Annotated in this window: 24 protein-coding genes; 7 read left to right on the top strand and 17 right to left on the bottom strand. The window is 72.6% G+C overall.

Annotated features, from left to right (window positions below; genetic code table 11):
* The 13 genes from C9F11_RS33470 to C9F11_RS33410 form a co-directional block, all read right to left on the bottom strand.
* Positions 1 to 651 carry a 1-hydroxy-2-methyl-2-butenyl 4-diphosphate reductase gene (locus C9F11_RS33470; protein ID WP_138962789.1) on the bottom strand — a complete coding sequence of 217 codons (651 nt, stop codon included), beginning with the start codon at positions 649 to 651 and terminating at the stop codon, positions 1 to 3.
* Positions 651 to 2645 (bottom strand): squalene--hopene cyclase, encoded by a 1995-nt coding sequence (gene shc / locus C9F11_RS33465; protein WP_138962787.1) that lies wholly within the window; start codon positions 2643 to 2645, stop codon positions 651 to 653. Before shc ends, C9F11_RS33470 begins: the two co-directional genes overlap by 1 nt.
* A gap of 105 nt (positions 2646 to 2750) precedes the next feature.
* On the bottom strand, positions 2751 to 3872 hold the full coding sequence (locus tag C9F11_RS33460; RefSeq protein ID WP_138962785.1) for a polyprenyl synthetase family protein: 1122 nt from the start codon (positions 3870 to 3872) through the stop codon (positions 2751 to 2753).
* On the bottom strand, positions 3869 to 5314 hold the full coding sequence (gene hpnE, locus C9F11_RS33455; RefSeq protein WP_172387453.1) for a hydroxysqualene dehydroxylase HpnE: 1446 nt from the start codon (positions 5312 to 5314) through the stop codon (positions 3869 to 3871). Before hpnE ends, C9F11_RS33460 begins: the two co-directional genes overlap by 4 nt.
* A 100-nt stretch (positions 5315 to 5414) precedes the next feature.
* Complete coding sequence (gene hpnD / locus C9F11_RS33450) at positions 5415 to 6365, bottom strand: presqualene diphosphate synthase HpnD (RefSeq protein ID WP_171075905.1); 951 nt, start codon at positions 6363 to 6365, stop codon at positions 5415 to 5417.
* Complete coding sequence (gene hpnC / locus C9F11_RS33445) at positions 6362 to 7264, bottom strand: squalene synthase HpnC (RefSeq protein WP_138962781.1); 903 nt, start codon at positions 7262 to 7264, stop codon at positions 6362 to 6364. Before hpnC ends, hpnD begins: the two co-directional genes overlap by 4 nt.
* 334 nt (positions 7265 to 7598) lie before the next feature.
* A complete protein-coding gene (locus C9F11_RS33440; RefSeq protein WP_138962779.1) occupies positions 7599 to 8381 on the bottom strand; it encodes an ABC transporter ATP-binding protein in 783 nt (260 codons plus the stop codon).
* Positions 8374 to 9303, bottom strand: coding sequence for an ABC transporter permease (locus C9F11_RS33435; RefSeq protein WP_138962777.1), 930 nt, complete (start codon positions 9301 to 9303; stop codon positions 8374 to 8376). Before C9F11_RS33435 ends, C9F11_RS33440 begins: the two co-directional genes overlap by 8 nt.
* Positions 9304 to 9419: 116 nt before the next feature.
* Positions 9420 to 10313: a glycosyltransferase gene (locus C9F11_RS33430; protein WP_138962775.1), complete on the bottom strand. Its 894-nt coding sequence runs from the start codon at positions 10311 to 10313 to the stop codon at positions 9420 to 9422.
* Entirely contained in the window at positions 10310 to 11089 is a 780-nt protein-coding gene (locus C9F11_RS33425; RefSeq protein WP_138962773.1) for a CDP-alcohol phosphatidyltransferase family protein, read from the bottom strand. The genes C9F11_RS33430 and C9F11_RS33425 overlap by 4 nt, the downstream gene beginning before the upstream one ends.
* Entirely contained in the window at positions 11067 to 12131 is a 1065-nt protein-coding gene (locus C9F11_RS33420; protein WP_138962771.1) for an iron-containing alcohol dehydrogenase family protein, read from the bottom strand. Before C9F11_RS33420 ends, C9F11_RS33425 begins: the two co-directional genes overlap by 23 nt.
* Positions 12119 to 12871 (bottom strand): phosphocholine cytidylyltransferase family protein, encoded by a 753-nt coding sequence (locus C9F11_RS33415; RefSeq protein WP_138962769.1) that lies wholly within the window; start codon positions 12869 to 12871, stop codon positions 12119 to 12121. The genes C9F11_RS33420 and C9F11_RS33415 overlap by 13 nt, the downstream gene beginning before the upstream one ends.
* Entirely contained in the window at positions 12868 to 14670 is a 1803-nt protein-coding gene (locus C9F11_RS33410) for a DUF5941 domain-containing protein (RefSeq protein WP_138967312.1), read from the bottom strand. Before C9F11_RS33410 ends, C9F11_RS33415 begins: the two co-directional genes overlap by 4 nt.
* 276 nt (positions 14671 to 14946) lie before the next feature.
* Here C9F11_RS33410 and galE point away from each other — a divergent pair, with 276 nt between their 5' ends.
* From galE to idi, 4 genes are all read left to right on the top strand, one after another.
* Positions 14947 to 15936 carry a UDP-glucose 4-epimerase GalE gene (gene galE / locus C9F11_RS33405; protein ID WP_138962767.1) on the top strand — a complete coding sequence of 330 codons (990 nt, stop codon included), beginning with the start codon at positions 14947 to 14949 and terminating at the stop codon, positions 15934 to 15936.
* A gap of 167 nt (positions 15937 to 16103) precedes the next feature.
* Positions 16104 to 17036 (top strand): cation diffusion facilitator family transporter, encoded by a 933-nt coding sequence (locus C9F11_RS33400; protein ID WP_138962765.1) that lies wholly within the window; start codon positions 16104 to 16106, stop codon positions 17034 to 17036.
* Between the two features lie 42 nt (positions 17037 to 17078).
* Positions 17079 to 17318, top strand: coding sequence for a hypothetical protein (locus tag C9F11_RS33395; RefSeq protein WP_138962763.1), 240 nt, complete (start codon positions 17079 to 17081; stop codon positions 17316 to 17318).
* 123 nt (positions 17319 to 17441) lie between these two features.
* Positions 17442 to 18035, top strand: a complete 594-nt coding sequence (idi, locus tag C9F11_RS33390; protein WP_138962761.1) for an isopentenyl-diphosphate Delta-isomerase — start codon at positions 17442 to 17444, stop codon at positions 18033 to 18035.
* An 18-nt stretch (positions 18036 to 18053) separates the two neighbouring features.
* Here the strand turns inward: idi and C9F11_RS33385 are convergent, their stop codons facing one another.
* Both C9F11_RS33385 and C9F11_RS33380 read right to left on the bottom strand, forming a co-directional pair.
* The gene (locus C9F11_RS33385) at positions 18054 to 18566 is read right to left on the bottom strand and encodes an ATP-binding protein (RefSeq protein WP_138962759.1); all 513 of its coding nucleotides are present in this window, start codon (positions 18564 to 18566) and stop codon (positions 18054 to 18056) included.
* 93 nt (positions 18567 to 18659) lie between these two features.
* Positions 18660 to 19367 carry an HdeD family acid-resistance protein gene (locus C9F11_RS33380; protein ID WP_138962758.1) on the bottom strand — a complete coding sequence of 236 codons (708 nt, stop codon included), beginning with the start codon at positions 19365 to 19367 and terminating at the stop codon, positions 18660 to 18662.
* A gap of 74 nt (positions 19368 to 19441) precedes the next feature.
* Between C9F11_RS33380 and C9F11_RS33375 the strand changes: the two genes are divergently transcribed.
* A complete protein-coding gene (locus C9F11_RS33375; RefSeq protein WP_138962757.1) occupies positions 19442 to 20215 on the top strand; it encodes an enoyl-CoA hydratase/isomerase family protein in 774 nt (257 codons plus the stop codon).
* Here the strand turns inward: C9F11_RS33375 and C9F11_RS33370 are convergent.
* Positions 20196 to 20837: a DJ-1/PfpI family protein gene (locus C9F11_RS33370; protein WP_138962756.1), complete on the bottom strand. Its 642-nt coding sequence runs from the start codon at positions 20835 to 20837 to the stop codon at positions 20196 to 20198. The two genes, C9F11_RS33375 and C9F11_RS33370, sit on opposite strands and share 20 nt — an antisense overlap.
* Positions 20828 to 21823 carry a GlxA family transcriptional regulator gene (locus C9F11_RS33365; protein WP_138962755.1) on the bottom strand — a complete coding sequence of 332 codons (996 nt, stop codon included), beginning with the start codon at positions 21821 to 21823 and terminating at the stop codon, positions 20828 to 20830. Before C9F11_RS33365 ends, C9F11_RS33370 begins: the two co-directional genes overlap by 10 nt.
* A 143-nt stretch (positions 21824 to 21966) precedes the next feature.
* Between C9F11_RS33365 and C9F11_RS33360 the strand changes: the two genes are divergently transcribed.
* Positions 21967 to 22893, top strand: coding sequence for a hypothetical protein (locus C9F11_RS33360; protein WP_249401979.1), 927 nt, complete (start codon positions 21967 to 21969; stop codon positions 22891 to 22893).
* 106 nt (positions 22894 to 22999) lie between these two features.
* Complete coding sequence (locus C9F11_RS47605; RefSeq protein ID WP_171075904.1) at positions 23000 to 23164, top strand: LPFR motif small protein; 165 nt, start codon at positions 23000 to 23002, stop codon at positions 23162 to 23164.
* Positions 23165 to 23191: the final 27 nt, after the last annotated feature.

The following is a 23191-nucleotide window of genomic DNA, read 5'->3' as shown; positions in this document are numbered from 1 at the left end:
TCACCTCCGGGGGAGCGGCGAAGATCGGTGCCATTCGAAAAAAGCGGGAAGCACGGCGCGGAGCACGCGGAAGGCCGATATTCCACCGCGGACCGTGCCGATGCGGACGAGTTCGTGCTGAGGGGCGTCGACGACCACCCGGACGGCCGCAACCGGCCGGGGTCCGGCCGTGACGGCACTGCGCAGCGTGACGGCGGACTCCATGTCGACCGCGATCGCGCCGGTGGCGAGCAGATCGCCGCGTTCGTGGCCGCGGACGACGTGGTCGGAGCCCGTGAGCGGGCCGGTGTGCACGGTGCGGCCCGGCACGGCCCGCACCAGTTCCTCGACCAGGAGCGCGGTGCCCACACACGGCGTGCGGCCGCCGTCGTGCCGGGTCTCCTCGGCGACGACGAGGTCACCGGGGTGCATGCCGGGGGCGAGCCCGGCACAGAACCCGGTCGCCACGACGGCCGCGTCGCGCAGGGAGTCCTTGCCGAGCGCCCGGGTGACGGCACGCTCGGCGGCCTTGGGTCCCATGCCCGTGCGCAGCACGGTCACGGGCCCCCGCGCGCCGCCGCGGTCCGCGGTGCGCAGGGCGAGGCGCTCGATGCCGAGCGCACAGGCGACGAGCAGCGGAGCGGGCCCCGGGCGCGCCGGGTCCGTGCTCATCAGCTCCCCTTGCCCAAGCCGCCGACGGACGGCTCGCCGTGCACGTACCGGCCGAGGGCGGTCAGCGGGAAGACCTGCCGGTACAGGTGGTAGTTGATCGAGAAGTCCCAGGGGAAGCCGGTGCCGGTGAAGTACGGCTCGTCCCAGGAGCCGTCCGCGCGCTGGCTCTCGGCCAGCCAGACGACGCCCCGCTCGACGGCCTTGGAGTCCCGCTCCCCGGCGGCGAGCAGCGCGATCAGCGCCCACGCGGTCTGCGAAGCGGTGGACGCGCCGTGCCCGATCCACTGTTCGTCGCGGTACGAGCGCAGGTCCTCGCCCCAGCCGCCGTCGTCGTTCTGCACCGACTCCAGCCAGGCGACCGCGCGGCGGATCGCCCCGTGCGCGGCGGGCAGACCGGCCGCGACGAGGGCGGGCACCACGGAGCCCGTGCCGTAGACGTAGTTGACGCCCCAGCGGCCGAACCAGGCGCCGTTCGCCTCCTGTTCGGCGAGGAGCCACTCGATGCCGCGGCGGGTGCGCGGGTCGTGGGCCTTGCCCTCGTAGGCGAGCATCTCCACGACGTGCGCGGTGACGTCGGCGGACGGCGGGTCGATGACCTCGCCGAAGTCGCAGAACGGCAGCTTGTTCGGCAGCGGACTGGTGTTGTCGACGTCGAAGGCGGCCCAGGCGCCGTTCCTGGACTGCATGCCCAGGTTCCAGTCCACGCCCCGGGCGATGGCGCTGTCCATCCGGCGCCGGTCCGGGTGGGCGACGCGGCGCAGCGCGAGGACGACCTCGGCGGTGTCGTCGATGTCGGGGTAGTTGTCGTTGTGGAACTCGAACGCCCAGCCGCCCGGCGTGAGCCGGGGCTTGCGCACCGACCAGTCGCCGGGCCTGACGATCTGCTCGCCCAGCATCCAGTCCGCGGCCTTCACCAGCTGCGGGTGGTCGGCGGGCACCCCGGCGTCGGCGAGGGCGATCGTGGCCAGACAGGTGTCCCACACCGGGGACTGACAGGCCTCGATCATCCGCGCGCCGTCCTCGCGCCACACCGCGAACCGGTCGAGCGACTCGATGCCCGCCTTGAGCACGGGGTGGTCGAGGTCGTAGCCGAGCAGGTGCAGCGCGATGACCGAGTACACGGCGGGGGGCTGGATGCCGCCCCAGCAGCCGTCGTTCTCCTGCCGCTCGATGATCCAGCGCGCGGCGCTGTTCATCGCGGCCTTGCGCAGACCGCGCGGCGCGACCTTGTGGTAGACGTGCAGCGCCTTGTCGAGGCGCTGGAAGACGCCGTCCCAACTCGCCACTGGCGCAAGGGGCTTGGGCGGGTTCGGCACGTTGGGGTCGGTGTGCAGCTCGTCGAGCGGGAAGGGCGCGGGGCGCACCGGGCGCTTCGCGGAGACGACGGTCAGCGGCACGATGGTCTGCCGCGCCCAGCAGCCGAAGTCGTAGATGTTGAGCGGGAACCACTTCGGGAAGTAGAGGAGCTCCGGCGGGAGTTCGGGCAGGTCGTCCCACTTCCACCAGCCGAAGAGGGCGAGCCAGATCCGGGTGAAGACCCGGGCCGCGGCGATGCCGCCCTGCTCACGGATCCAGACGGAGGCTCTCGCCATGTGCGGCGCGTCCGGCGCGTCCCCGGCGAGGCGCAGGGCCACATAGGCCTCGATGGTGGCGGAGAGCTCGCCGGGGCCGCCGTAGAAGGTGGCCCAGGTGCCGTCGTCGCGCTGCTCGCCGCGGATGAAGAGCGCGGCGGCGCGGGTGGTGGCCTCGTCCCTGATGCCGAGGAACTGGCGGAGCAGCAGGTCCTCGGCGTCCATGGACACGTTCGTCTCCAGGTCGCCCTTCCACCAGCCCTGGGCGTCCTGGCGGGAGAGGAGGTACTCCGTGGAGCGCTCCACGGCACGCTTGGCGGCTTCCGGTGCCCCGGCCGCCCCGGGGTTCGTGTCAGGTGTTTCGGTGGCCGAGGCCGCGCGGGGCGTCACCGCTCCGGTGGAACCGTCGGTCGTCGCTGTCATGGCTTCCCCTTCGACGCAGTGCTTCTCTCTGCTGGGTCCGCCGTCGGACACCGCCCGCACCGGGGCGGTGTTCGGCGACTGCGAGTCAGGTGTGCCCGATAGTGATCATCTCTTCCGTACGACGACGAAGTCGGCGAGCGCGGTGAGCTGCGCCCGCACCAGGTCCGGCATCTGGACCGCGTCCAGGGCCTCGATGGCGACGGCGTGCTGCCGCCGCGCCTCCTCGGCGGTCCACTCGCGGCCGCCCGCCTGCTCGATGAGCGCGGCGCGCGCGGCGAACTCCGCCTCGGAGAAGCTGTCGAAGTCATTGCTCTTGGCGTCGGCGGCGAGCAGCTCGCCGAGCTGCTCGGAGGCCGGGCCGCCCGCGGCGAGCGCGGCGACGACCGGCAGCGACTTCTTGCGCTGGCGCAGGTCGCTCCAGGTCTGCTTGCCGGTGGCCTCCGGGTCGCCCCAGATGCCGAGCAGGTCGTCGACGGCCTGGAAGGCGAGCCCGAGGTGGTAGCCGTACTTCTCCAGGGTGTCGGCGGTGGCGTCGTCCGCGCCGCCGAGGACCGCGCCGATGGAGACCGCGCAGGCGAGCAGGGCACCCGTCTTGTTGCCCTCCATCTCCAGGCACTCCTCGACGGTGACCCGCTCGCGGTGCTCGTAGGAGATGTCCTGCGCCTGGCCGTCGATGAGGGCGCGCGTCGCGGTGGTCAGGCGGCGCGTGGCGCGGCCCGCCTCGACGGTGCCGATCTCCAGGAGGACCTCGTTGGCGAGGGCGAAGAGGGCGTCGCCGACGAGGATCGCCTGGGCGGGGCCGTGCACCTTCCACACGGTGTCGCGGTGGCGGCGCTGCTCGTCGCCGTCCATCAGGTCGTCGTGCAGGAGCGAGAAGTTGTGGACCAGCTCGACGGCCACCGCGCCGGGCACGCCGACCTCCGGCAGGGCGCCCGCGGCCTCGGCGGAGAGGAGCGCGAGCGCGGGGCGCACGGCCTTGCCGCCGTCGCCGTCGGCCGGATTGCCCGCGGCGTCGATCCAGCCGAAGTGGTAGGCGGCGACGGTGTCCATGGGGGGCGCGAGGCGGTCCACGGCGGTCCGCAGCACCGGGGTGGCCAGTGTCCGGCCCCGCTCCAACAGCGCGGTCACGTCCACAGCGGCCGGTTGGGCCGAGGGCACAGTCGGCACAGTCTCTCCTCTAGTTCCGGTGCGGGGGTTCTGGGACGGCCCCAGAAGGTCGAGCGTCACGCCGCCTCCTCGAAGAGGTGGTCGCGCGGGCGGTCGAGCGCGGTCAGCGCCGCCCTCGCGGCACTGATACCGCTGCGAACAGCACTTTCCATCGTCGCGGGCCAGCCGGTGGCGGTCCACGCGCCGGCCAGGTAGAGCCCGCGCGCCTTGGTGTGCGCGCCCGGTCGCAGGCGGCCGACGCCCGGTGTCGGCGCGAACGTCGCCGTGCGCTCCCGGGTCACGAAGAAGTCCAGGACCTGTGCGCCGTGCGCGGCGGGCAGCAGGCGCTCGAGCTCGGGCAGATAGCGCTCCCTGAGCGCCGCCACGGGGGCGTCGATCTCGTCCTGGGCGGCCGACTGGGACACCGCGAGGTACTGGCCCGACCGCAGCCCGGAGGCCTCGGTCCGGTCGAAGACCCACTGGACGGGGGTGCCGAGCGCGGCGAAGAAGGGCCGCTTGAGGACCTTGCGGTCGTAGACCACGTGGACGTTGAGGATCGGCGCGGTGTCGATGCCGAGCAGCCGGTCCGGGTCGTCGAGGGCGCCCTCCGGGAGCAGGTCGTGCGTCTCGGCCTGGGGCACCGCGAGGACGACGGTATCGGCCTCGATGCGCTCGCCGGGAACCTCGACGCGCCAACCACCGTTCTTAGTAGGCGAGATGGAGGTGACACGTGTTCGCACTTCGGTACGGACGCCCGCGGAGTCGAGCGCCTTGCGCGCCAGGCGGTCATGGAGTTCACCGAGGGGCACCCGCGCCCAGCCGATGTCGGCGGCGCCCGGGTCCGAGAGCAGCCCGGTCTTGAAGACCATCGCGGCGAGGCCGAGCGAGGCATCGCCCGCGACGGCGTTCAAGGTGGCGACGCCGACGAGGTCCCACAGGGCCTCGATGGCACGCGTCGACTGACCGTGCGCGGCCAGCCAGCTGCCGAAGTTCTGGCTGTCGAGCGCCGGATCGGCCGGGTCGAGCCCCTTGAGGGCGAGCGCCGCGCGGCCCACCTGGGCGCGCTCGGCGAGCGACAGATGCGGATAGGTGGCGAGGCTCGCGGCCAGATGCAGCGGCACGGGCAGCGCGGTGCGCCGCAGCCGCCCGAGGCGATTGCGCTCGGCGTCGAGCACGGGCACGTCGAGGCGCTCCTGCAGCGGCGCCAGGTGCGCGCCCTCGACGCGGTCCAGGAACCAGCGGTAGGCGGTGCAGCAGCGCAGATAGACGTGCTGGCCGTTGTCGACGGTCAGCTCGCCGCGCTGGAAGGAGAAGGCGAGCCCGCCGAGCCGGGGGCGCCCTTCGAGGAGCGTGACGTCGAGCCCGGCGTCGGCGAGGGCGAGGGCGCTGGTGATCCCGGCGAGTCCGCCGCCGACGACCACGGCGGAGGTCGCGGAGGTCTCGGGCCGCCCGCCGCGCGCTCCGCCCGGATGGTCCGCGTCCGTGTCACCGCCTGGTTCGGGCCGGCTGTCGTCCTGCCTCATGCGTCCTCCCTTTCGGCGGTTGCAGTCTGGGACGCCAAGGTCATGCGGAGGGTTGCCCGCCGGTTGCGGCGGTGGGAGCCGCCGGTCCCGCGGTCGCGCGTCACGTGCGCCTCCTGACGGCCTGACGTGCGACATTGCGCGCGTCCAGGCCGGAGAGACCCCGCACGGCGACATACGCCTTCTCGCGCCCCGGGAGGGAGACGCGGCCCCGCAGGACCGCTTCCGGCTCGCGCTCGATGCGGTCGAGCAGACGGCGGTAGATGCCCGCCATCGCGGCCACGCAGGCACCGCTGCGCCGGTCGAGCAGGGGCAGGAGGCGGTACCCCTCGGCGAACAGCGCACGGGCGCGGCGCACTTCGAAGTGGACGAGGCCCGCGAAGTCGGACCCGGCGGGCGGCTCGGGCCGTGCGAACCCGGCGGAGCAGCCGAATTTGGCCAGGTCGTCGGCCGGGAGATAGGTCCGGCCCTCCAGGGCGTCCTCGCGAACGTCCCTGAGGATGTTGGTGAGTTGCAGCGCGAGCCCGAGCGTGTCGGCGTACTCCGGCGCGCGCTCCGCGTGGGGCGCCCCCGGTTCCGTGCCGAACACGCCGAGCGAGAGCCGCCCGATGGCCCCGGCCACGCACCGGCAGTAGACCTTGAGGTCGTCCCAGGTCTCGTACGTCTCGCCGCGCACGTCCATCAGGACGCCGTCGATCAGCTCGTCGAGCCCGCCGAGCGGGATCGGGAAGTGCTGCGCGGCATGGCTGAGCGCCACGGCCACCGGGTCGGTGTCGTCCTCCTCCACCGAGCCCTCGTGGATGCGGCCGAGCAGGCTCCGCGTCTCGTCGAGACGGGTCTGCTTGACGTCCGGCGCGAGCGCGCCGTCCCCGATGTCGTCCACGCGCCGCGAGAACGCGTAGAGCGCCGACATCGCGCGCCGCTTCGGCGTCGGCAGCAACCTGATGCCGTACGCGAAATTTCGTGCCTGCTGCCCGGTCACGGCCTCGCAATAGCTGTATGCGGCGAGTACCGGTGCGGACACGCGAGGTTCTGACTCCACGGTCCGGCTCACCCCTCTCCTCGCAGAACCGCACCCACCTCGCGCAGCAAACGCGGTTTCGTGGGCTTCGGCGGCCTTGGAAGTACGTCGTATCCGGCGGTGGCGATCGCCGAGACGGCCGCCCTCCCCCCTGCCACGAACCCTGCCAGCAGCAGCTTCAGCCTGCCGTGGACGCTACCCACCAGGGGGGTGCCTTCATTCAGGAGGCGGTGGGCGCGTTCCGCTTCAAACGCAACCAGGGCGCGCACCGACGCGCCTGCGGTAGGAGCGGCCAGATCCCGTTCCTGGACGTGAAAGCGCTTCATGTCCTGGGCGGGCAGATAGATCCGGTCGCGCCCGAGGTCCTCGCGCACGTCCTGGAGGTGCTCCACGATCTGGAGCGCGGTACAGACGGAGTCCGAGAGCCGGATCCGCTCGGGTGTCGCGGTGCCGGTGATGGCGAGCACGAGGCGCCCGACCGGGTTCGCCGACAGTTCGCAGTAGGCGACGAGGTCGTCGTACGTCTCGTAGCGCTTGACGAGCTGGTCCTGGCGGTTGGCGGCGATCAGGCCGAGGAACGGCTCGAGGGTGAGGTCGCTGCGCCGCACGGTGGGCCCGAGGGCGCGCAGCAGGGGGTGGCCCGGCTCGGGGCCCGCGGTGAAGACCTTGCGCAGATCGGCCTCGAAGGCGTCCAGGAGGGCGAGCGGGTCGCCCGCGGCCTCGGGGTCCGCGCCCAGGTAGCGGGCGTGGGCGGCGCCACTGGCCAGGTCGGAGTCGCCGATGTCGTCGACCAGGCGGGCGAAGCCGTACACGGCCATGAGGTCCTCGCGCCAGGCGCGCGGGAGGAAGAACGGGGCCACGGGGAAGTTCTCGTCCGCGGCTTTGGCGAGGACGGCGGACGCATCGCGGAGCTGGAGATCGTCCGTAGCCATTGCCGTCACATCTCCCGTTCTACACTGCCGACCCAATACATCCTATTTCGGACACGCCGCCAAGGCCGCCCAGCGGCACAGCGCGCCCCGCGCCCATCCAGGGAGCGATATCGCCCCACTTGCCGCGAATCAGCACCGGTACAGCTTACGTTGTACAACGGACGGCCCTTCGTCGGGGTGTTCCGCACATCACAAGAACGCACCGATTGGCTTCAATCTTCCCTGAACTCCTGTGACTTGGGAGAAGCCTGATGTCTGAAAACGAGTCAGGGCCCGGCCGGGGTGTCCGGCGGGCCCTGCTCCATTCGGCCGCGACCAGACGGCGGCCATCCGGCTACTTACCGGTGAACTTCTCGTACTCCTTGATGACCTCGTCGGTGGGCCCGTCCATGCGCAGCTCGCCGCGCTCCAGCCACAGGACCCGGTCGCAGGTGTCACGGATCGACTTGTTGTTGTGGCTGACCAGGAAGACCGTGCCCGCCTCCTTGCGCAGCTCGCGGATGCGGGCCTCCGAGCGCTTCTGGAACTTGCGGTCCCCCGTGGCGAGCGCCTCGTCGATCATCAGCACGTCGTGATCCTTGGCCGCCGCGATGGAGAACCGCAGCCGCGCCGCCATCCCCGAGGAGTACGTCCGCATCGGCAGCGTGATGAAGTCGCCCTTCTCGTTGATCCCCGAGAAGTCCACGATCTGCTGGTAGCGCTCCCTGATCTGCTCCCGGCCCATGCCCATCGCGAGACCGCCCAGGATCACGTTGCGCTCACCGGTCAGATCGTTCATCAGCGCCGCGTTCACCCCCAGCAGCGAGGGCTGGCCGTCGGTGTAGACCCTGCCCCGCTCGGCGGGCAGCAGCCCCGCCACCGCCCGCAGCAGCGTCGACTTGCCCGAACCGTTCGACCCGATCAGACCGATCGCCTCACCCCGGTACGCCGTGAAGCTCACCCCCCGCACCGCGTGCACCTTGCGCACCCCCGGCGACTCACCCCGCCGCACGATCCGGCTCAACGCCGCCGTCGCACTGCCCCGGCCCGTCTTCCCGCCGTTCACCCGGTACACGATGTGCAACTCGTCCGCGATCACCGTGGGGCGGCGTGCCCCTGCGTCCTTGTCGTCAGCCACGGCCGTACCGCTCCTCTGCCTTCCAGAAGTAGACGAAGCCGCCCACGGCGACGAGCACGGACCAGCCGAGCGCCACCGCCCACACGTGCGGGGGCAGGTTCTCCGAGCCGTAGCCGTCGATGAGGGCGAAGCGCATCAGGTCCATGAAGATGGCCGCCGGGTTCCACTGGAGGACGTCGGCGATCCAGGCCGGCTTGTCCTTCAGCATCACCGGGATGGAGAACATCACGCCGGACGCGTACATCCACGTGCGCATCACGAAGGGCATCAGCTGGGCCAGGTCCGGCGTCTTGCTGCCGAGCCGGGCCATGACCAGGGCGAGCCCCGTGTTGAACAGGAACTGCAGGGCCAGGACCGGGACGATCAGGAGCCAGGAGAGCCGCGGGTAGCTGCCGAAGCCGATCGCCACGACGAACAGCACGAGCATCGAGAACAGCAGCTGCTGGAGCTGCTGGAGCGAGAACGAGATGGGCAGTGAGGCACGCGGGAAGTGCAGCGCGCGCACCAGGCCGAGGTTGCCCGAGATCGCCCGTACGCCCGCCATCACCGAGCTCTGCGTGAAGGTGAACACGAACACGCCCGTGACCAGGAACGGGATGTACACCTCCCGCGACATGCCGCGGTCGGCCTTGAGGATCAGGCCGAAGATGAGGAAGTAGACGAGCGCGTTGAGCAGCGGCGTCGCGACCTGCCAGAGCTGGCCGAGCTTGGCCTGGCTGTACTGGGCGGTCAGCTTCGCCTGCGAGAAGGCGAGGATGAAGTGGCGGCGCCCCCAGAGCTGGCGGACGTACTCCACGAGGCCCGGACGGGCACCGCTGACGGACAGCCCGTACTTGGCGGCGAGCTCGGCCGGGGAAAGCCCGTCGTCGGGCGACGGTGGCGCGGTCACCGCGACTCCACCGTCCTGCGTTGTCTCACTCACGAGTGGAAACTTTCGTCTTCAGATGCGCGGCCGGTCGGGCGTAGGCGTGGGCCAGGTCGGGCAGAGGCCGGGCCAGGGACCGGGATACGGCCCGAATGTTCTCAGACCAGAGCTTGTCAGATGACAGGAGGTCGGCCCAGTCGGGTCAGGCGCCACACCGTGCGCCAGCTCATGGGCCTGCGGGGCCCGCACGGGCTGGTCCAGCCCTCCTTGAAGCCGCCGAACCAGGCCTTCAGGGCGGGCCGCGAGGGGCGCCGGGCCAGGGTCAGGAGCAGCCACACGCCCAGGTACACGGGGACCAGGAGCGCGGGCAGGTTGCGGCGGGCGAGCCAGACGCGGTTGCGGGCCACCATGCGGTGGTAGACCGCGTGCCGCGAGGGCGCCGTGGTCGGGTGGTACAGGACCATGTCGGCGCGGTAGTCGATCATCCAGCCCGCGTTCAGCGCCCGCCAGGCCAGGTCGGTCTCCTCGTGGGCGTAGAAGAACTCGTCGGGCAGGCCGCCGACCTCTTCCAGGACCTTGGTGCGGACGGCGTTGGCGCCGCCGAGGAACGTCGTCACGCGCGAGGAGCGCATCGGGTCGGACGCGCGCAGGCGCGGCACGTGCCGGCGCTGGGTGACGCCCGTGTCCGGGTCGGCGATGCGGAAGCTGATGATCCCGAGAGCCGGGTCGGCGGCGAAGGCCTCGCGGCACAGCCGAGCGGTGTCGGTGTGCGCCAGGAGGCCGTCGTCGTCGAGGAACAGCAGGATGTCGACGTCGGTGCCACCGGGCCCGAAGGCCTCGATGCCGACGTTGCGCCCGCCGGGAATGCCCAGGTTCTCGGGCAGTTCTATGGTGCGGACGCCCGGCGGGACGTCGGGCACGGGGGCGCCGTTGCCGACGACCACCACCTCGACCGGGTCGCCGTCCTGCTTGGCGACGGAGTCGAGCAGCGCCCGCAGCTCCTGCGGGCGGTTGCCCATGGTGATGATGACCGCGCCGACCGTCGGCCGCTGTGCCGGAGTGCTCACTTCAGCCTGCTCGAGGCGAGGATGGACACCAGGTGCAGCAGCGTCTGCAGGAGCGCGATGCCGGCCAGCACGGCGACGCCGAGGCGGGAGAAGAAGAGGTCGCCCCGGGCCGAGTCCACGATCGCCAGGACCAGGATCAGCAGGGACGCCTCGATGCCGAGGATCAGCCGGTGGAACTTGAGCGCGGCGGCGGCCTTGCGGGCGAGCGCCACGCCGGAGGCGCGCGGCACGGCGGCCGACTCCTGCACGGGCGGCAGCCCCTGCTGGTGCCGGGCGACGCCCACGAGGTCGGTCTCGGCCTTGATCAGGATGGCGCCGAGCGCGGCGAGGGTGCCGAGGAAGGCCCACAGCCAGTCGATGCGCCCCGAGCCCCACAGGTCGGCGGCGCGCAGGCCGAAGCCGACCAGGACCGCGGCGTCGCACAGATAGGCGCCGACCCGGTCCAGGTACACGCCGGACATCGAGTACTGCTTGCGCCAGCGGGCGATCTCGCCGTCGACGCAGTCGAGCAGCAGATAGAGCTGCACCGCGACGACGCCGAGCACGGCGCCCGTGATGCCCGGCACGAGGAGGGCCGGGGCCGCGAGCACGCCCGCGACGGTCATCAGGTAGGTCAGCTGATTGGGCGTGATCCTGGTGTTCACCAGGTACCGGTCGCAGCGCAGCGAGATCTCTCGCATGTACAGGCGTCCCGCCCAGTGCTCACCGCTGCGCCGGTCCTTCACCCCCGCGGGGTGAACGACGGGCCGGAGTTCAGCTACCGATGGCCTTGGCATAGTCGGCGTATGCGTCCTTGATCTGGTCGGTGTTCAGATTGAGGTGCTCGAGGATCGTGTAGCGGCCCGGCCGGGTCTGCGGGGCGTACTCCACGACCTGGACGAACTCGTCCACGGTGAAGCCGATCTCCTCCGGCAGGACCGGCAGGCCGTGGCGGCGCAGGACCTCGGCCATGAAGGCCGACTCGTCGCGGGCACCGCGCAGGTGCATCGCGAAGGCGGCGCCGAGGCCGCACTGCTCGCCGTGGCTCGCCGCGCGCTTCGGGAACAGCAGGTCGAAGGCGTGGTTGATCTCGTGGCAGGCGCCCGAGGCCGGGCGGGAGTCGCCCGAGACGGACATCGCGATGCCGGTGAGGACGAGGCCCTCGGCAAGCACCTGGAGGAAGCCGTCGTCGCCGACGCCGCCGGGGTGGCGCAGGACCGCCTCGCCGGCCTGGCGCGCCATCGCGGCGGCGAGGCCGTCGATGTCCTCGCCGCGCTCGCGGGCGGCGAGTTCCCAGTCCCGGATCGCGGAGATGTTGGACAGGGCGTCGCCGATGCCGGAGCGCACGAAGCGGACCGGGGCCTCGCGGATGACGTCGAGGTCGATGACGACCGCGATCGGGTTCGGCACGCCGTACGAGCCGCGGCCCGCGTCGTTGTCGAGGGTCGCGACGGGCGAGCACAGGCCGTCGTGCGACAGGTTCGTCGCGACGGCGACCAGCGGCAGGCCGACGCGCGCCGCGGCGAACTTGGCGCAGTCGATGATCTTGCCGCCGCCGAGGCCGACGACCGCGTCGTAGCGGCCCTTCTTCATGGCGTCGGCGAGCTTGATGGCGTCGTCGAGCGTGCCGCCGCCCACCTCGAACCATTCCGCGCCCGGCAGCGACGGAGAGAGTCGCTTGCGCAGGACCGCGCCGGAGCCGCCGCTGATCGCGATGGCGAGCTTGCCGGTCGACGAGCAGATCCTCTGGTCGGCGAGGACACCGGCCAGGTCGTTCAACGCCCCCGGCCGGATGTCCACGACGACCGGCGAGGGGATGAGCCTCGTCAGTACTGGCACGCGATCTCACGTCCCTTGGCGAGGTCGTCGTGGTTGTCGATCTCGACCCACGAGACGTCACCGATCGGCGCGACATCGATCTTGAAGCCGCGGTTGACGAGCTCCTGGTAGCCGTCCTCGTAGTAGAGGTCGGGGTCGCGCTCGAAGGTGGCCTTCAGGGCGTCGGCCAGCTCCTCGGCGGCCTCGCCCTCGATGAGGGTGACGCCGATGTACTCACCGGTGGCCGTCGCCGGGTCCATCAGCTTGGTGATCTTCTGGACGCCCTTCTCGGGGTCCACGATGACCTTCATCTCCTCGTCGGCGAGGTTCTTCACCGTGTCGAGGGCGAGGATGATCTTCTTGCCGTCGCCGCGGGCGGCGAGCAGCGTCTTCTCGACGGAGACCGGGTGCACGGTGTCGCCGTTGGCGAGGATCACGCTGTGCTTGAGGGCGTCACGGCCGCACCACAGGGAGTAGGCGTTGTTCCACTCCTCGGCCTTGTCGTTGTCGATCAGGGTGAGCTTGAGGTTGTACTTCGCCTCGAGCGCGGCCTTGCGGTCGTAGACGGCCTCCTTGCGGTAGCCGACGATGATCGCGACGTCGGTCAGGCCGATCTCGGCGAAGTTCTTCAGGGTGAGGTCGAGGACGGCCAGCTCATTCTCGGTACCCTCGCCCACCACGGGCACCAGCGCCTTGGGCAGCGTTTCGGTGTAGGGGCGCAGACGCCGGCCGGCGCCGGCGGCCAGGACGAGGCCGATCATGCGGGTTCTCCTTCATCGTGTACGGCGGGTGCGCCGCTGTTGTGCGCGGTCACCCAGAAGCGGATGCTCTCGGCGAGCACCACGAGTGCCACGGCCACGGCGAGCGCCGTGAGCGCGACGGTGAAATCTGTGGTTGTCAGCAGGGCGGCGGCGACAGTGACCGCGAAGGTCCTGCCCTCGTGCCCGCCGATCACCCGCACCAGCCAGCGCGGCGGCGCGACGACACCGCGAATGCGGTACACGGTGTCGTAGTGATGGTAGGCGACCGCGGCCACCAGGCCGAAAGCCGCGGGAAGGGCTCCGTTCACGTCCGCTTTGGCCGCCAGTACCAGGACGGTGCCGTATTCGGCGGCGCGCAGGAAGGGCGGGACCAGCCAGTCGAGGGCGCCCTTGAGGGGCCGTGCGACGGCCAGGCCCGAGGTGATCACGTACCCGGCGGCGGCGATGACCGGCCAGGGGCTGCCGAAGGAGGTGAGGGCGGAGGTGGCGACGACGGCCGCGCCGCCCGCGAAGGCGAGGGCCGGGGCCAGCCCCGGCAGGCCGCGGAGCGTGGCGAGCGCGCCCGCGAAGGGCCCGGTGTCGGCGAGGTCGGCCAGGGCCGTGGCGGCCCGGTCGGTGCGCTTGGCCCTGCGGGTCAGGGAGCGCAGGACGCGGCCCGCGGTGGTGTAGCAGGCGGCGAGTCCGCAGCCGATCAGGAGCACGACGAACGTGACGCGCGGGGTGGTGAGCGCGGTCAGGACGGCGATCAGGGCCCAGCGCTCCCCGATCGGCAGGACGATCATCCGGCGCGCCCATACCGTCCAGCCGCGGCTGTCGAGCTTGTCGGAGAGCGCGGCGGTGGGGCTGGTGTTGGCGGTCGCGTCGTGGTTGGCCTCGTTGAACGAGAAGTCCACGACGTGGCGGCAGGTCTGCAGGATCATCGCGCCGAGCGCGAGGGCCCAGACGTCGTCGCCGCCCCGGGCCGCGCCGAGGGCGAGGCCCGCGTAGTACGCGTACTCCTTGGCCCGGTCGAAGGTCGCGTCCAGCCAGGCGCCGAGCGTCGAGTACTGCAGGGAGTAGCGCGCGAGCTGGCCGTCCGTGCAGTCCAGGACGAAGGAGAAGAGCAGCAGGAGGCCGGCGGCGACGAAGCCACCGCGGGTGCCGGTGGCCGCGCAGCCCGCCGCGATCAGGGCGACGAGCAGCGAGGCGGTGGTGACCTGGTTCGGGGTGAGGCCGCGCCGGGCGCACCAGCGCGCGAGGTAGCGGGAGTACGGACTGATGCAGTACGTGGTGAAGAAGCCGTCCCTGGCCTTGACCGCGCCGCGCAGGCGTACGGCCTCGTCGTCGACGGCGGCGACGGCCTGGCGGGCGGTGTTGCGGGCCTCGGGGTCGGCGGGCACGGCCGCGACGAGGGTGCCGAGCTCGGGCCGGTACACGTCGACGTCGGCCGCTCCGAGGGCCTCGGCGAGCCGGTCGGGCACGGCGTCCGGCGCGACCGTGACGGCTCCGGCGCCGCCCGCGCCGACGGCCGTGCGCAGCGCGCGCGTGAGCGCGCCGCGGGCCTCGGGCTTGACGGTGACGGCACCGGGCACGGCGGCCGCGGCGAAGCGCGGGTCGGTCAGGCCGAGGCGCAGGGCGTGGACGTGACCGACGAAGCGGGTGTCGACGACGGCGACGCGCTGGTCCGCGGGGACGGTCCGCACGAGCGTCTCGGCGTCGGCCGCGTCCCGGGCGGTCCGCACGTCGAAGCCCAGGGACCGCAGATCGCCTTCGAGGGGCGAGCCGGGCACCGGCTGGCCGGTGAGGATGGCGGTCGACAGGACGAACTCACTCCTTGGTTCCCGGCGCGGCGCGCGCGGGCACATGCGTGACGGGGGGCGCCCTCGCCGGGATGCGGCCGGGCGGCATGTCGGCAGAGGCTATCGGATGCCGGGAAGCGGGCGTTCACCGCCCGTTCACGCCCCGATCAGCCCGATCTGCAGGGGTCGGCGCGGGCTGCGCCGCCCTTGATCGCCACGATCATCATCGTCGATGGCGGCCCGCGGCCACAAACCGCGTGGTACCGAACCACGCAACCCCGCCTAAGGTGGACGCCCATGACATGGCTGATCACAGGCGGGGCGGGATATATCGGGGCACACGTGGCGCGGGTCATGGCCGCCGCCGGGGAGCGGGTGCTCGCTCTCGACGACGTGTCGTCCGGTGTGCCGGAGCGACTGCCCGCCGGCATTCCCCTCGTACGGGGCTCGTCGCTCGACGGCGCGCTGGTCGAGCGGGTGCTCACGGAGCACGCGGTGACGGGTGTGGTGCATCTGGCGGCGCGCAAGCAGGTCGGCGAGTCCGTGGAGCAGCCGCTGCGTTACTACCGGGAGAACGTCGGGGGCCTGGTGACGCTCCTGGACGCGGTCGCCGCGGCCGGGGTCCGGCGGTTCGTCTTCTCCTCGTCGGCCGCGGTGTACGGCGAGCCCCCGGCGGCCGGACTGATCACCGAGGACACCCCGTGCGCGCCGGTCAGCCCCTACGGCGAGACGAAGCTGGCCGGGGAGTGGCTGGTGCGGGCCGCCGGGCGGGCCCACGGGATCACCACGACCTGTCTGCGGTACTTCAACGTGGCGGGGGCCGCGGCGCCCGAGCTCGCGGACACCGGGGTCTTCAACGTGGTCCCGATGGTCTTCGACCGGCTCACGCGCGGCGAGGCCCCGCGCGTCTTCGGCACCGACCACCCCACGCCCGACGGCACCTGCGTGCGCGACTACGTGCACGTGACCGACCTGGCCGGGGCGCACCTCGCGGCCGCCCGCAGGTCCGCCGGCCCCGGCACCGATCTGACGGTGAACATCGGCCGCGGCGAAGGCGTTTCCGTACGCGAACTCCTGACCGTCATCGGCGAGGTCACCGGGGACACGCGGGCGCCGGTGGTGGAGCCGCGCCGGGCAGGGGACGCCCCCAGCGCGGTGGCCGACGTCGGCCTCGCGGCGCGGGAGCTGGGCTTCAGGGCGGGGCTCGGGGTGCGCGAGATGGTGGCGTCGGCCTGGGCGGGGTGGTGTCTGCGCCATCCGGAGGCCGGGGGCGCCCGGTCCGTCTGACACGGCCCCTTTCCCTAGGCCCCTTCCCTGAACCGCTGACCGTTTCCGCAGGCCAGCGCATATGACAACGGTGTTCACGATCGCGTTGCCAGATACCCCCCACCCGTAGTTCACTGTGATCGTCGCCGCGGACGGCGATCCCACTACGGATCCGGGAGGACCACGCGATGGGGGCTGGACACGACCACGGCCACGCGCCGCCGGCGAACGGCACCGTGACGGCCGCGTACAAGGGACGGCTGCGGATCGCGCTGTCCCTCACGGTCACCGTCATGGTGGTGGAGATCGTCGGCGGCCTCGTCGCGGATTCGCTCGCACTGATCGCGGATGCGACGCACATGGCCACCGACGCCCTCGGGCTCGGCATGGCGCTGCTCGCGATCCACTTCGCGGGCCGCCCGGCGAGCGAGAGCCGCACCTTCGGCTACGCCCGCGCGGAGATCATCGCCGCGCTCGCCAACTGTCTGCTCCTGCTCGGCGTCGGCGGCTACGTGCTGTACGAGGCGATCCAGCGGTTCGTCACGCCGTCTCAGACCGAGGGCGGCCTCACCATCGTCTTCGGCCTCATCGGTCTGGCGGCGAACCTCGTCTCGCTGCTCCTGCTGATGCGCGGCCAGAAGGACAGCCTCAATGTGCGCGGCGCCTTCCTGGAGGTCCTCGCGGACGCGCTCGGCTCGGTGGCGGTCCTGGTGTCCGCCGCCGTCATCTTGCTGACCGGCTGGCAGGCGGCAGACCCGATCGCCTCCATCGTGATCGGCCTCATGATCGTGCCGCGCACCTGGAAGCTGCTGCGGGACACCCTGAACGTCCTGCTCGAAGCGGCCCCCAAGGGCGTGGACATGGCCGAGGTACGGGCCCACATGCTGGCCCTGCCCGGTGTCGAGGACGTCCATGACCTGCACGCCTGGACCATCACCTCGGGCATGCCCGTGCTCTCCGCGCACGTCGTGGTGAGTCCCGAGACGCTCAGTGCCGTCGGCCACGAGAAGATGCTGCACGACCTCCAGGGCTGCCTGGGCGACCACTTCGACGTCGAGCACTGCACGTTCCAGCTGGAGCCGAGCGGTCACGCGGAGCACGAGCCGAAGCTCTGCCACTGACGGTGCCGCTCCCACCAGCGCGCGGGCGCCGGTAGTGCGGTGGTGCGCGCCGCCCTGAGCGCCGTGCGCGCCCGGGACGAGCATCCGGTCCTCGTCCTCGGCCACCCCGACCACTCGCCGCGGTTCGGCTTCGCTCCGGCGCCGCGGTACGGGATCAAGCCAAGTTTCGAGGCGGCGGACGAGTCGATGACGGCGCTGGTCCTCGACGGGCCCGGGGAACAGGCCGGTCCGGCGGGCGTCCCGCGCGGGACGATCAGCTGTCCGGCGGCGTTCGGCGTCTGATCGCGCCGTTCCCGCGCGCCCCGTTCGCAGCGTTGCGGACGGGACATGCGGGGCCCCCGGAGTGCCGGGCGCACCGGTGTCGTACGGCAGACTTGAGCCCCGAGACCGAAGCGAAGGATGGGTATGCCGATCACACCTGCCACCGCGGCGCACAGCTCGTCGAACGGCACCGAGGAGACAATCATGCTCGAGCTCGTCGACGAGGACGGCAGGACCATCGGCACGGCGGAGAAGCTGGCCGCGCACCAGGCACCCGGTCAGCTGCACCGGGCGTTCTCCGTCTTCCTCTTCGACGAGCAGGGCCGCCTGCTGCTCCAGCAGCGGGCGCTCGGCAAGTACCACTCCCCCGGCGTGTGGTCCAACACCTGCTGCGGCCACCCCTACCCCGGTGAGGCGCCGTTCGCGGCGGCGGCCCGGCGCACCTTCGAGGAGCTCGGCGTCTCGCCGTCGCTGCTCGCCGAGGCGGGCACCGTGCGCTACAACCACCCGGATCCGGAGTCCGGCCTGGTGGAGCAGGAGTACAACCACCTGTTCGTCGGCATGGTGCAGGCCGCGCTGCGCCCCGACCCGTCCGAGGTGGGCGAGACGGTGTTCGTGACGGCCGGCGAGCTGGCCGAGCGGCACGCGAAGGGCCCGTTCTCCGCGTGGTTCATGACGGTCCTGGACGCGGCGCGGCCCGCCATCAGGGAGCTGACGGGCCCGGGCGCGGGCTGGTAGACCGCCGCGGCCGCGCCGCTAGGCGCCGTTCGGCTTCAGGGGCAGGGCCGCCCAGATGACCTTGCCCCCGTTGGCCGTGTGCTCGACGTCGCAGGCGCCGCCCGCCTCGCGGGTGATCTCCCGCACCAGGAGCAGGCCGCGCCCGCCCGTCTGGCCGTGGTCGGCCACCAGGGCGGTCGGGCGGTAGGGGTGGTTGTCCTCGACGGACACCCGCACCCACTCGGCGCCGACCGCGACCTCCACGGCGAGCGTCGGCGACAGGAGCGCCGCGTGCCGCACCGCGTTGGTGACCAGCTCGGAGACGATCAACAGCAGGCCCTGCACCAGGTCGTCGGGGGCCGGTACGCCTTGGCGCGCGAGCAGGTCGCGCACCGCGCGCCGCGCCTGGGGCACGGACGCGTCGACGGCGGGCGCGGTGAACCGCCACACCCCTTCGTACGGCACGGGCCCGCTGCCCCGCGGGAGCGGGCCCGGCCCCCTCCCGTCGTTCCCCATCGCCCGGTCGCCGCCCTCGCGCTCGATTGTCACCACACGTCGAGTGTTGGGAACGCACTGGTCCGGACCGCACTACTGACCAGAAGTCAGCGAGTATCGACGGGATTTGACCGGGGTCGCATGGCGGCGTCAGTTGCGCGACTGGTCCTGCCCTTCTTGTGCTGCCTTCACAGGTTCTTCAGGTTGTACGGCTTCCTGGGGCCCGCTCCCGTCGGCGCCCACCCGGTCCGACACCAGGCTGATGATGCGCCGGGCGCCGATGCCCGTGGCGAGGAGCCCGAGGCCGTCGAAGAGCAGCGCGAGCGAGAAGAAGGTACCGATGACGTACTGGCTGCTGCTCGGCCACCCGGCGAGCACGAGGACGCCGAGCAGGACGCCGAAGGCGCCTTGCAGCAGCGTCACGGCCATCTGCGGGCCGCGCACCACCAGGCTGCCCACCAGGCGGAACACACCGCCGGTGAGGAACAGCAGCGCCGCGAACATCGTCAGCGCCTCGGCGGCCACGTCCGGCCTGCGGATGACGACGAAGCCCGCCGCGAGGTTCAGCGCGGCGACCACCACGCCGAGCCAGAAGAAGCTGGTGCCCCGCGACTGCACCGCGTGCAACAGCGCCACGATGCCGCCGACCAGCAGCAGCCAGCCGAACAGGAGCATCGAGGTGAGCGTGGCGACACCGGCGTAGACCAGGCCGACGAGCCCGCCGACGGCCAGGACGGCGCCGAGCAGCGCCAGCCAGCCGAAGCTGCGGCTGAGGGACCGGGGGTCCGCGCCGCCGGTTCCCTCCGGGTCACCAGTCGCGTCGCGCGCCGTGGCGCGCGCCTTGTCGCGTCCGAACATGAGCGCCTCCGTCCGCTGTGCGAAGCCGCCCCTTCTTGATCGTACGTTCGTACGGTGCGGATAGCATCCGGCGCATGGAGCCGCAGCTGAGGCACGCCGTCGCGGACGGCGTCGCCACCGTCGTCATCGACCATCCGGCCAAGCGCAACGCCATGACGGCGGACATGTGGCGCGCGCTGCCGCCGCTGCTCGACGCGCTGGCCGCCGACCCCGCGGTGCGCGCGCTCGTGCTCACCGGCGCGGGCGACACCTTCTGCGCGGGCGCCGACATCTCCTCGCTGCGCGCCGAACCCGGTCGCCCGCAGGAGCTCGCGGTCCTCGCGGAGGAGGCCCTGGCGGCCTTCGCGAAGCCGACGCTCGCGGCGGTGCACGGGTACTGCGTGGGCGGCGGCTGCCAGCTCGCGGCGGCCTGCGACCTGCGGTTCGCGGACGAGGGCGCCTCGTTCGCGGTCACTCCCGCGAAGCTGGGCATCGTCTACCCGGCCTCGTCGACGCGGCGCCTGGCCACGCTGGTGGGCCCGGCCACGGCGAAGTACCTGCTGTTCTCGGGCGAGTCGATCGGCGCGGCGCGGGCGCTGCGGACGGGCCTGGTGGACGAGGTCCTGCCCGTCGGTGAACTGGACGCGCGCGTGAAGGAGTTCACCCGGGTCCTCGCCTCCCGCTCGCTCCTGACGCAGGCGGCGGCCAAGGAGTTCGCGGCGGGCCGCGCCGACCGGGACGCCCACTGGGCGGACCAGGCGCGCGGCAGCGGCGACACCGCGGAGGGTGTCGCCGCCTTCCTGGAGCGCAGGCAGCCGCGCTTCACCTGGACCGTGCCGGACGGCGCGGTTACGCCGGGGCGTCCTTGAACCGGCTCTGCTCGCGGAACATCGCGACGAGGTGGGCGGGCGCCTTCTTCGGCGACCCCGCGTCGTAGGGCGGCTGCGGGTCGTACTCGGTGATGAGCTGGACGGTCTGGGCGCGCTCGTCCCCGGCGATCCTGCCGACGAGCGCGAGGCCCATGTCGATGCCGGAGGAGACCCCGGCGGCCGTCACGTACTTGCCGTCGAAGACCACCCGCTCCTCGGAGGGGGTGACGCCGAGCTTCGCCAGTTCGCCCAGGGCGAGCCAGTGGGAGGTCGCGGTGCGGCCTCCGAGGAGTCCGGCGGCGGCGAGCGCGAGGGAGCCGGTGCACACGGACGTCGTCCAGGTGCTGGTGGCGTCCGCGGCGCGCAGCCAGTCGAGGAGCGGTGCGTTGTCCATCTGGTCGCTCTGGCCGGGGCCGCCCGGGACGACGAGCACGTCCGGGCTGGGGACCTCGTCGAAGGTCTTGTCGGCGACGAGGGCGAGCTGCCGGCTGTCGTCGCGCACCGGCCCCGTGCGCTCGGCCACGAAGACGACCTGGGCGTCCGGGATGCCGCTGAGCGTCTGGTAGGGGCCGATCGCGTCCAGGGCGGTGAAGCGCTCGTACAGGGCGATGGCTATCTGCATGGGGACTCCTGAGTGATGGGGTGTGTCTCGGGCAGGGGTACGTGGAAGCGGCGGCGGTACTCGGCGGGAGAGGTGCCGAGCGCTTTGAGGAAGGCGCGGCGCATCGCCTCCGGAGTGCCGTAGCCGCAGGCGCGGGAGACCTCCTCGACGCCGCGCGAGGTGTCCTCGAGGAGCCGGCGCGCGTGCTCGACGCGGACGCGGTCGACGTACTTGCCGGGCGTCGTGCCGGTCTCCGCCTGGAAGGCGCGGGCGAAGTGGCGCGGCGAGAGCCGGGCGCGCTCGGCCAGCCTCTCGACGCAGAGGTCGTCGTCGGGGTGCTCGGTGATCCACTGCTGGACCTCGCGCAGCGGCTCGCGGCGGGCGGTCTGCGCGGCGAGCTGGGCGCTGAACTGCGCCTGGTTGCCGGGCCTGCGCAGGAACACCACCAGGTGGCGGGCGATGGTGAGCGCCATGGCCCGGCCCAGGTCCTCCTCGACCAGGGCGAGCGCCAGGTCGATGCCCGCCGTGACGCCCGCCGAGGTCGCCACGTGTCCGTCGCGTACGTAAATGGGGTCGGGCTCCACGTGGATGGCCGGGTGGTCGCGGGCGAGCTTGTCGCAGTACGCCCAGTGGGTCGTCGCGCGGCGGCCGTCGAGCAGGCCCGCGCGGGCGAGCACGATCGCCCCGGTGCACACCGAGACGAGCCGCTGGGCGCGGGGGCCGTGGGTGCGCACCCAGTCGACCAGACGGGGGCCGTCCGGGCGGGTGCCGATGCCGCCGGGCACGAGCAGGGTGTGCGGCGCGGGGGCGTCCGCGAGGGTGTGGTCCGGGACCAGGGTGAGGCCGCTGGACGTGCGCACGGGCGCACCGTCCAGGGAGGCGGTGCACACCCGGTACGCGGGCTCGCCCGCGGGCCCGGTGGCCCCGCCGAAGACCTCCACGGGGCCGGTCACGTCGAGACTCTGTACGCCTTCGAAGAGGACGACCAGGACGGTTCGCTGCGCCATGCCCTCGATTCTTGGGGCAGCGCGGGGTGGCCGCAATGACGGGCATCCCACCATTCCTGCCACGCGGCCGGCCGGTCGGCGGGGCACGGGGGTGCGGCGGCCCCGCCCTTCACGTCATACCAACCAGTCGGTAGCGTACGGGCATGACCTCTCCCACGGCCTCTCCCACGGGTCCCACGGCCTCCCCCACGGGCCCGTCCGCGACCGGCGCGGCCCTCCACCCGCGCGCGGGACGGCGCTGTCACAGCGTGCTCAACGCCCTGCACTCCACCCACTACTTCTCCCCCGACCTGGGACGGGAGCTGGGCGCCCTGGGGATCACCCACCCCAGGGCCGTCAACTTCGCCGCGCGCGCGGCGGCGATGGGCGCCGTCGGCGCCGGGACGGTGACGGCCGCCTTCTTCAGCTACAAGCCGGAGGCCGTCGCCGCGCACGTCCCCGCGGTGTGGCGCACCGCCGCTCCCGAGGACGTGCTCGCGGCGCGCCTGCGGGCCGTCGACGCCACGCTGCGGCGGCTGCTCGGCGACGACGTCGTCGCGTCCCCGGAGATGGCCGAGGCCGCGGAGCTCGCGCTGCGCGCCACGGAGGCCTGCGTACGCAGCGCGCGCCCGCTGTACGCGGCCCACGCCGACCTGCCGGTGCCCGACGCGCCGCACCTGGCGTACTGGCACGCCGCGACGCTGCTGCGCGAACACCGGGGCGACGGGCACCTGGCGGCCCTCCTGGACGCCGAACTCGACGCCGTGGAGGCCCTGGTGAGCCACACCGCGACCGGCAAGGGCATGACGCCGGGGCGGAACCTGGTGACGCGCGGCTGGACCCAGGAGGACTGGGACGGGGCCGTGGAGCGGCTGCGGGAGCGCGGACTCCTGGACGCCGACGGCGAGTTGACGCAGGCGGGCGTGGAGCTGCGGCAGACCGTCGAGGAGCGCACCGACCGCCTCGACCGGGCGCCGTACGCGCACCTGGGCGAGGCCGGGGTCGAGCGGCTCACCGAGCTGGGCGGCGCCTTCGCCGGGGCGGCGCTGTCCGCGGGGGCGTTCCCCGCGGACCTGCTCGGCAAGGCCTAGCGCCACCGGGCGGGCCCGGGGCCGGGGCATGGCACGCGGTTTCCGCGGTACTCGTCCGGCCCCGGCCCGCCGACCGTCGCGGGCCGCGTGCCGAAAGGAGATCCACGTGTTCCGTGCGATCGCGGACGTGCTGCGACAGATCGGGGCCGCCATCGCGACGGTGGTGACGCTGCCGTTCCGGGCGCTGGCCCGGCTCTTCGGCGGAGCCTCTCGTTCCGGGCGCCGCGGCAGCGGGCGCACGCGAGGGCCGGGGCGGACCCGCCGGGTCTGACCGCCCCGCTGTCCGTGCCACCTGCCA

It is taken from the genome of Streptomyces sp. YIM 121038, from assembly GCF_006088715.1.
Taxonomy (GTDB): domain Bacteria; phylum Actinomycetota; class Actinomycetes; order Streptomycetales; family Streptomycetaceae; genus Streptomyces.
The sequence above is the reverse complement of the archived record's forward strand: the minus strand, read 5'-3'. Positions and strand labels throughout refer to the sequence as shown.

Bases quoted from the DNA above. Each gene is read 5' to 3' on its own strand.
- C9F11_RS33470 (WP_138962789.1), bottom strand. From the start codon at position 651: ATGAGCACGGACCCGGCGCGCCCGGGGCCCGCTCCGCTGCTCGTCGCC.
- shc (WP_138962787.1), bottom strand. From the start codon at position 2,645: ATGACAGCGACGACCGACGGTTCCACCGGAGCGGTGACGCCCCGCGCG.
- hpnE (WP_172387453.1), bottom strand. From the start codon at position 5,314: ATGAGGCAGGACGACAGCCGGCCCGAACCAGGCGGTGACACGGACGCG.
- hpnC (WP_138962781.1), bottom strand. From the start codon at position 7,264: ATGGCTACGGACGATCTCCAGCTCCGCGATGCGTCCGCCGTCCTCGCC.
- C9F11_RS33425 (WP_138962773.1), bottom strand. From the start codon at position 11,089: ATGCCAAGGCCATCGGTAGCTGAACTCCGGCCCGTCGTTCACCCCGCG.
- C9F11_RS33415 (WP_138962769.1), bottom strand. From the start codon at position 12,871: ATGATCGGCCTCGTCCTGGCCGCCGGCGCCGGCCGGCGTCTGCGCCCC.
- galE (WP_138962767.1), top strand. From the start codon at position 14,947: ATGACATGGCTGATCACAGGCGGGGCGGGATATATCGGGGCACACGTG.
- C9F11_RS33400 (WP_138962765.1), top strand. From the start codon at position 16,104: ATGGGGGCTGGACACGACCACGGCCACGCGCCGCCGGCGAACGGCACC.
- idi (WP_138962761.1), top strand. From the start codon at position 17,442: ATGCCGATCACACCTGCCACCGCGGCGCACAGCTCGTCGAACGGCACC.
- C9F11_RS33380 (WP_138962758.1), bottom strand. From the start codon at position 19,367: ATGTTCGGACGCGACAAGGCGCGCGCCACGGCGCGCGACGCGACTGGT.
- C9F11_RS33375 (WP_138962757.1), top strand. From the start codon at position 19,442: ATGGAGCCGCAGCTGAGGCACGCCGTCGCGGACGGCGTCGCCACCGTC.
- C9F11_RS33370 (WP_138962756.1), bottom strand. From the start codon at position 20,837: ATGCAGATAGCCATCGCCCTGTACGAGCGCTTCACCGCCCTGGACGCG.
- C9F11_RS33365 (WP_138962755.1), bottom strand. From the start codon at position 21,823: ATGGCGCAGCGAACCGTCCTGGTCGTCCTCTTCGAAGGCGTACAGAGT.
- C9F11_RS33360 (WP_249401979.1), top strand. From the start codon at position 21,967: ATGACCTCTCCCACGGCCTCTCCCACGGGTCCCACGGCCTCCCCCACG.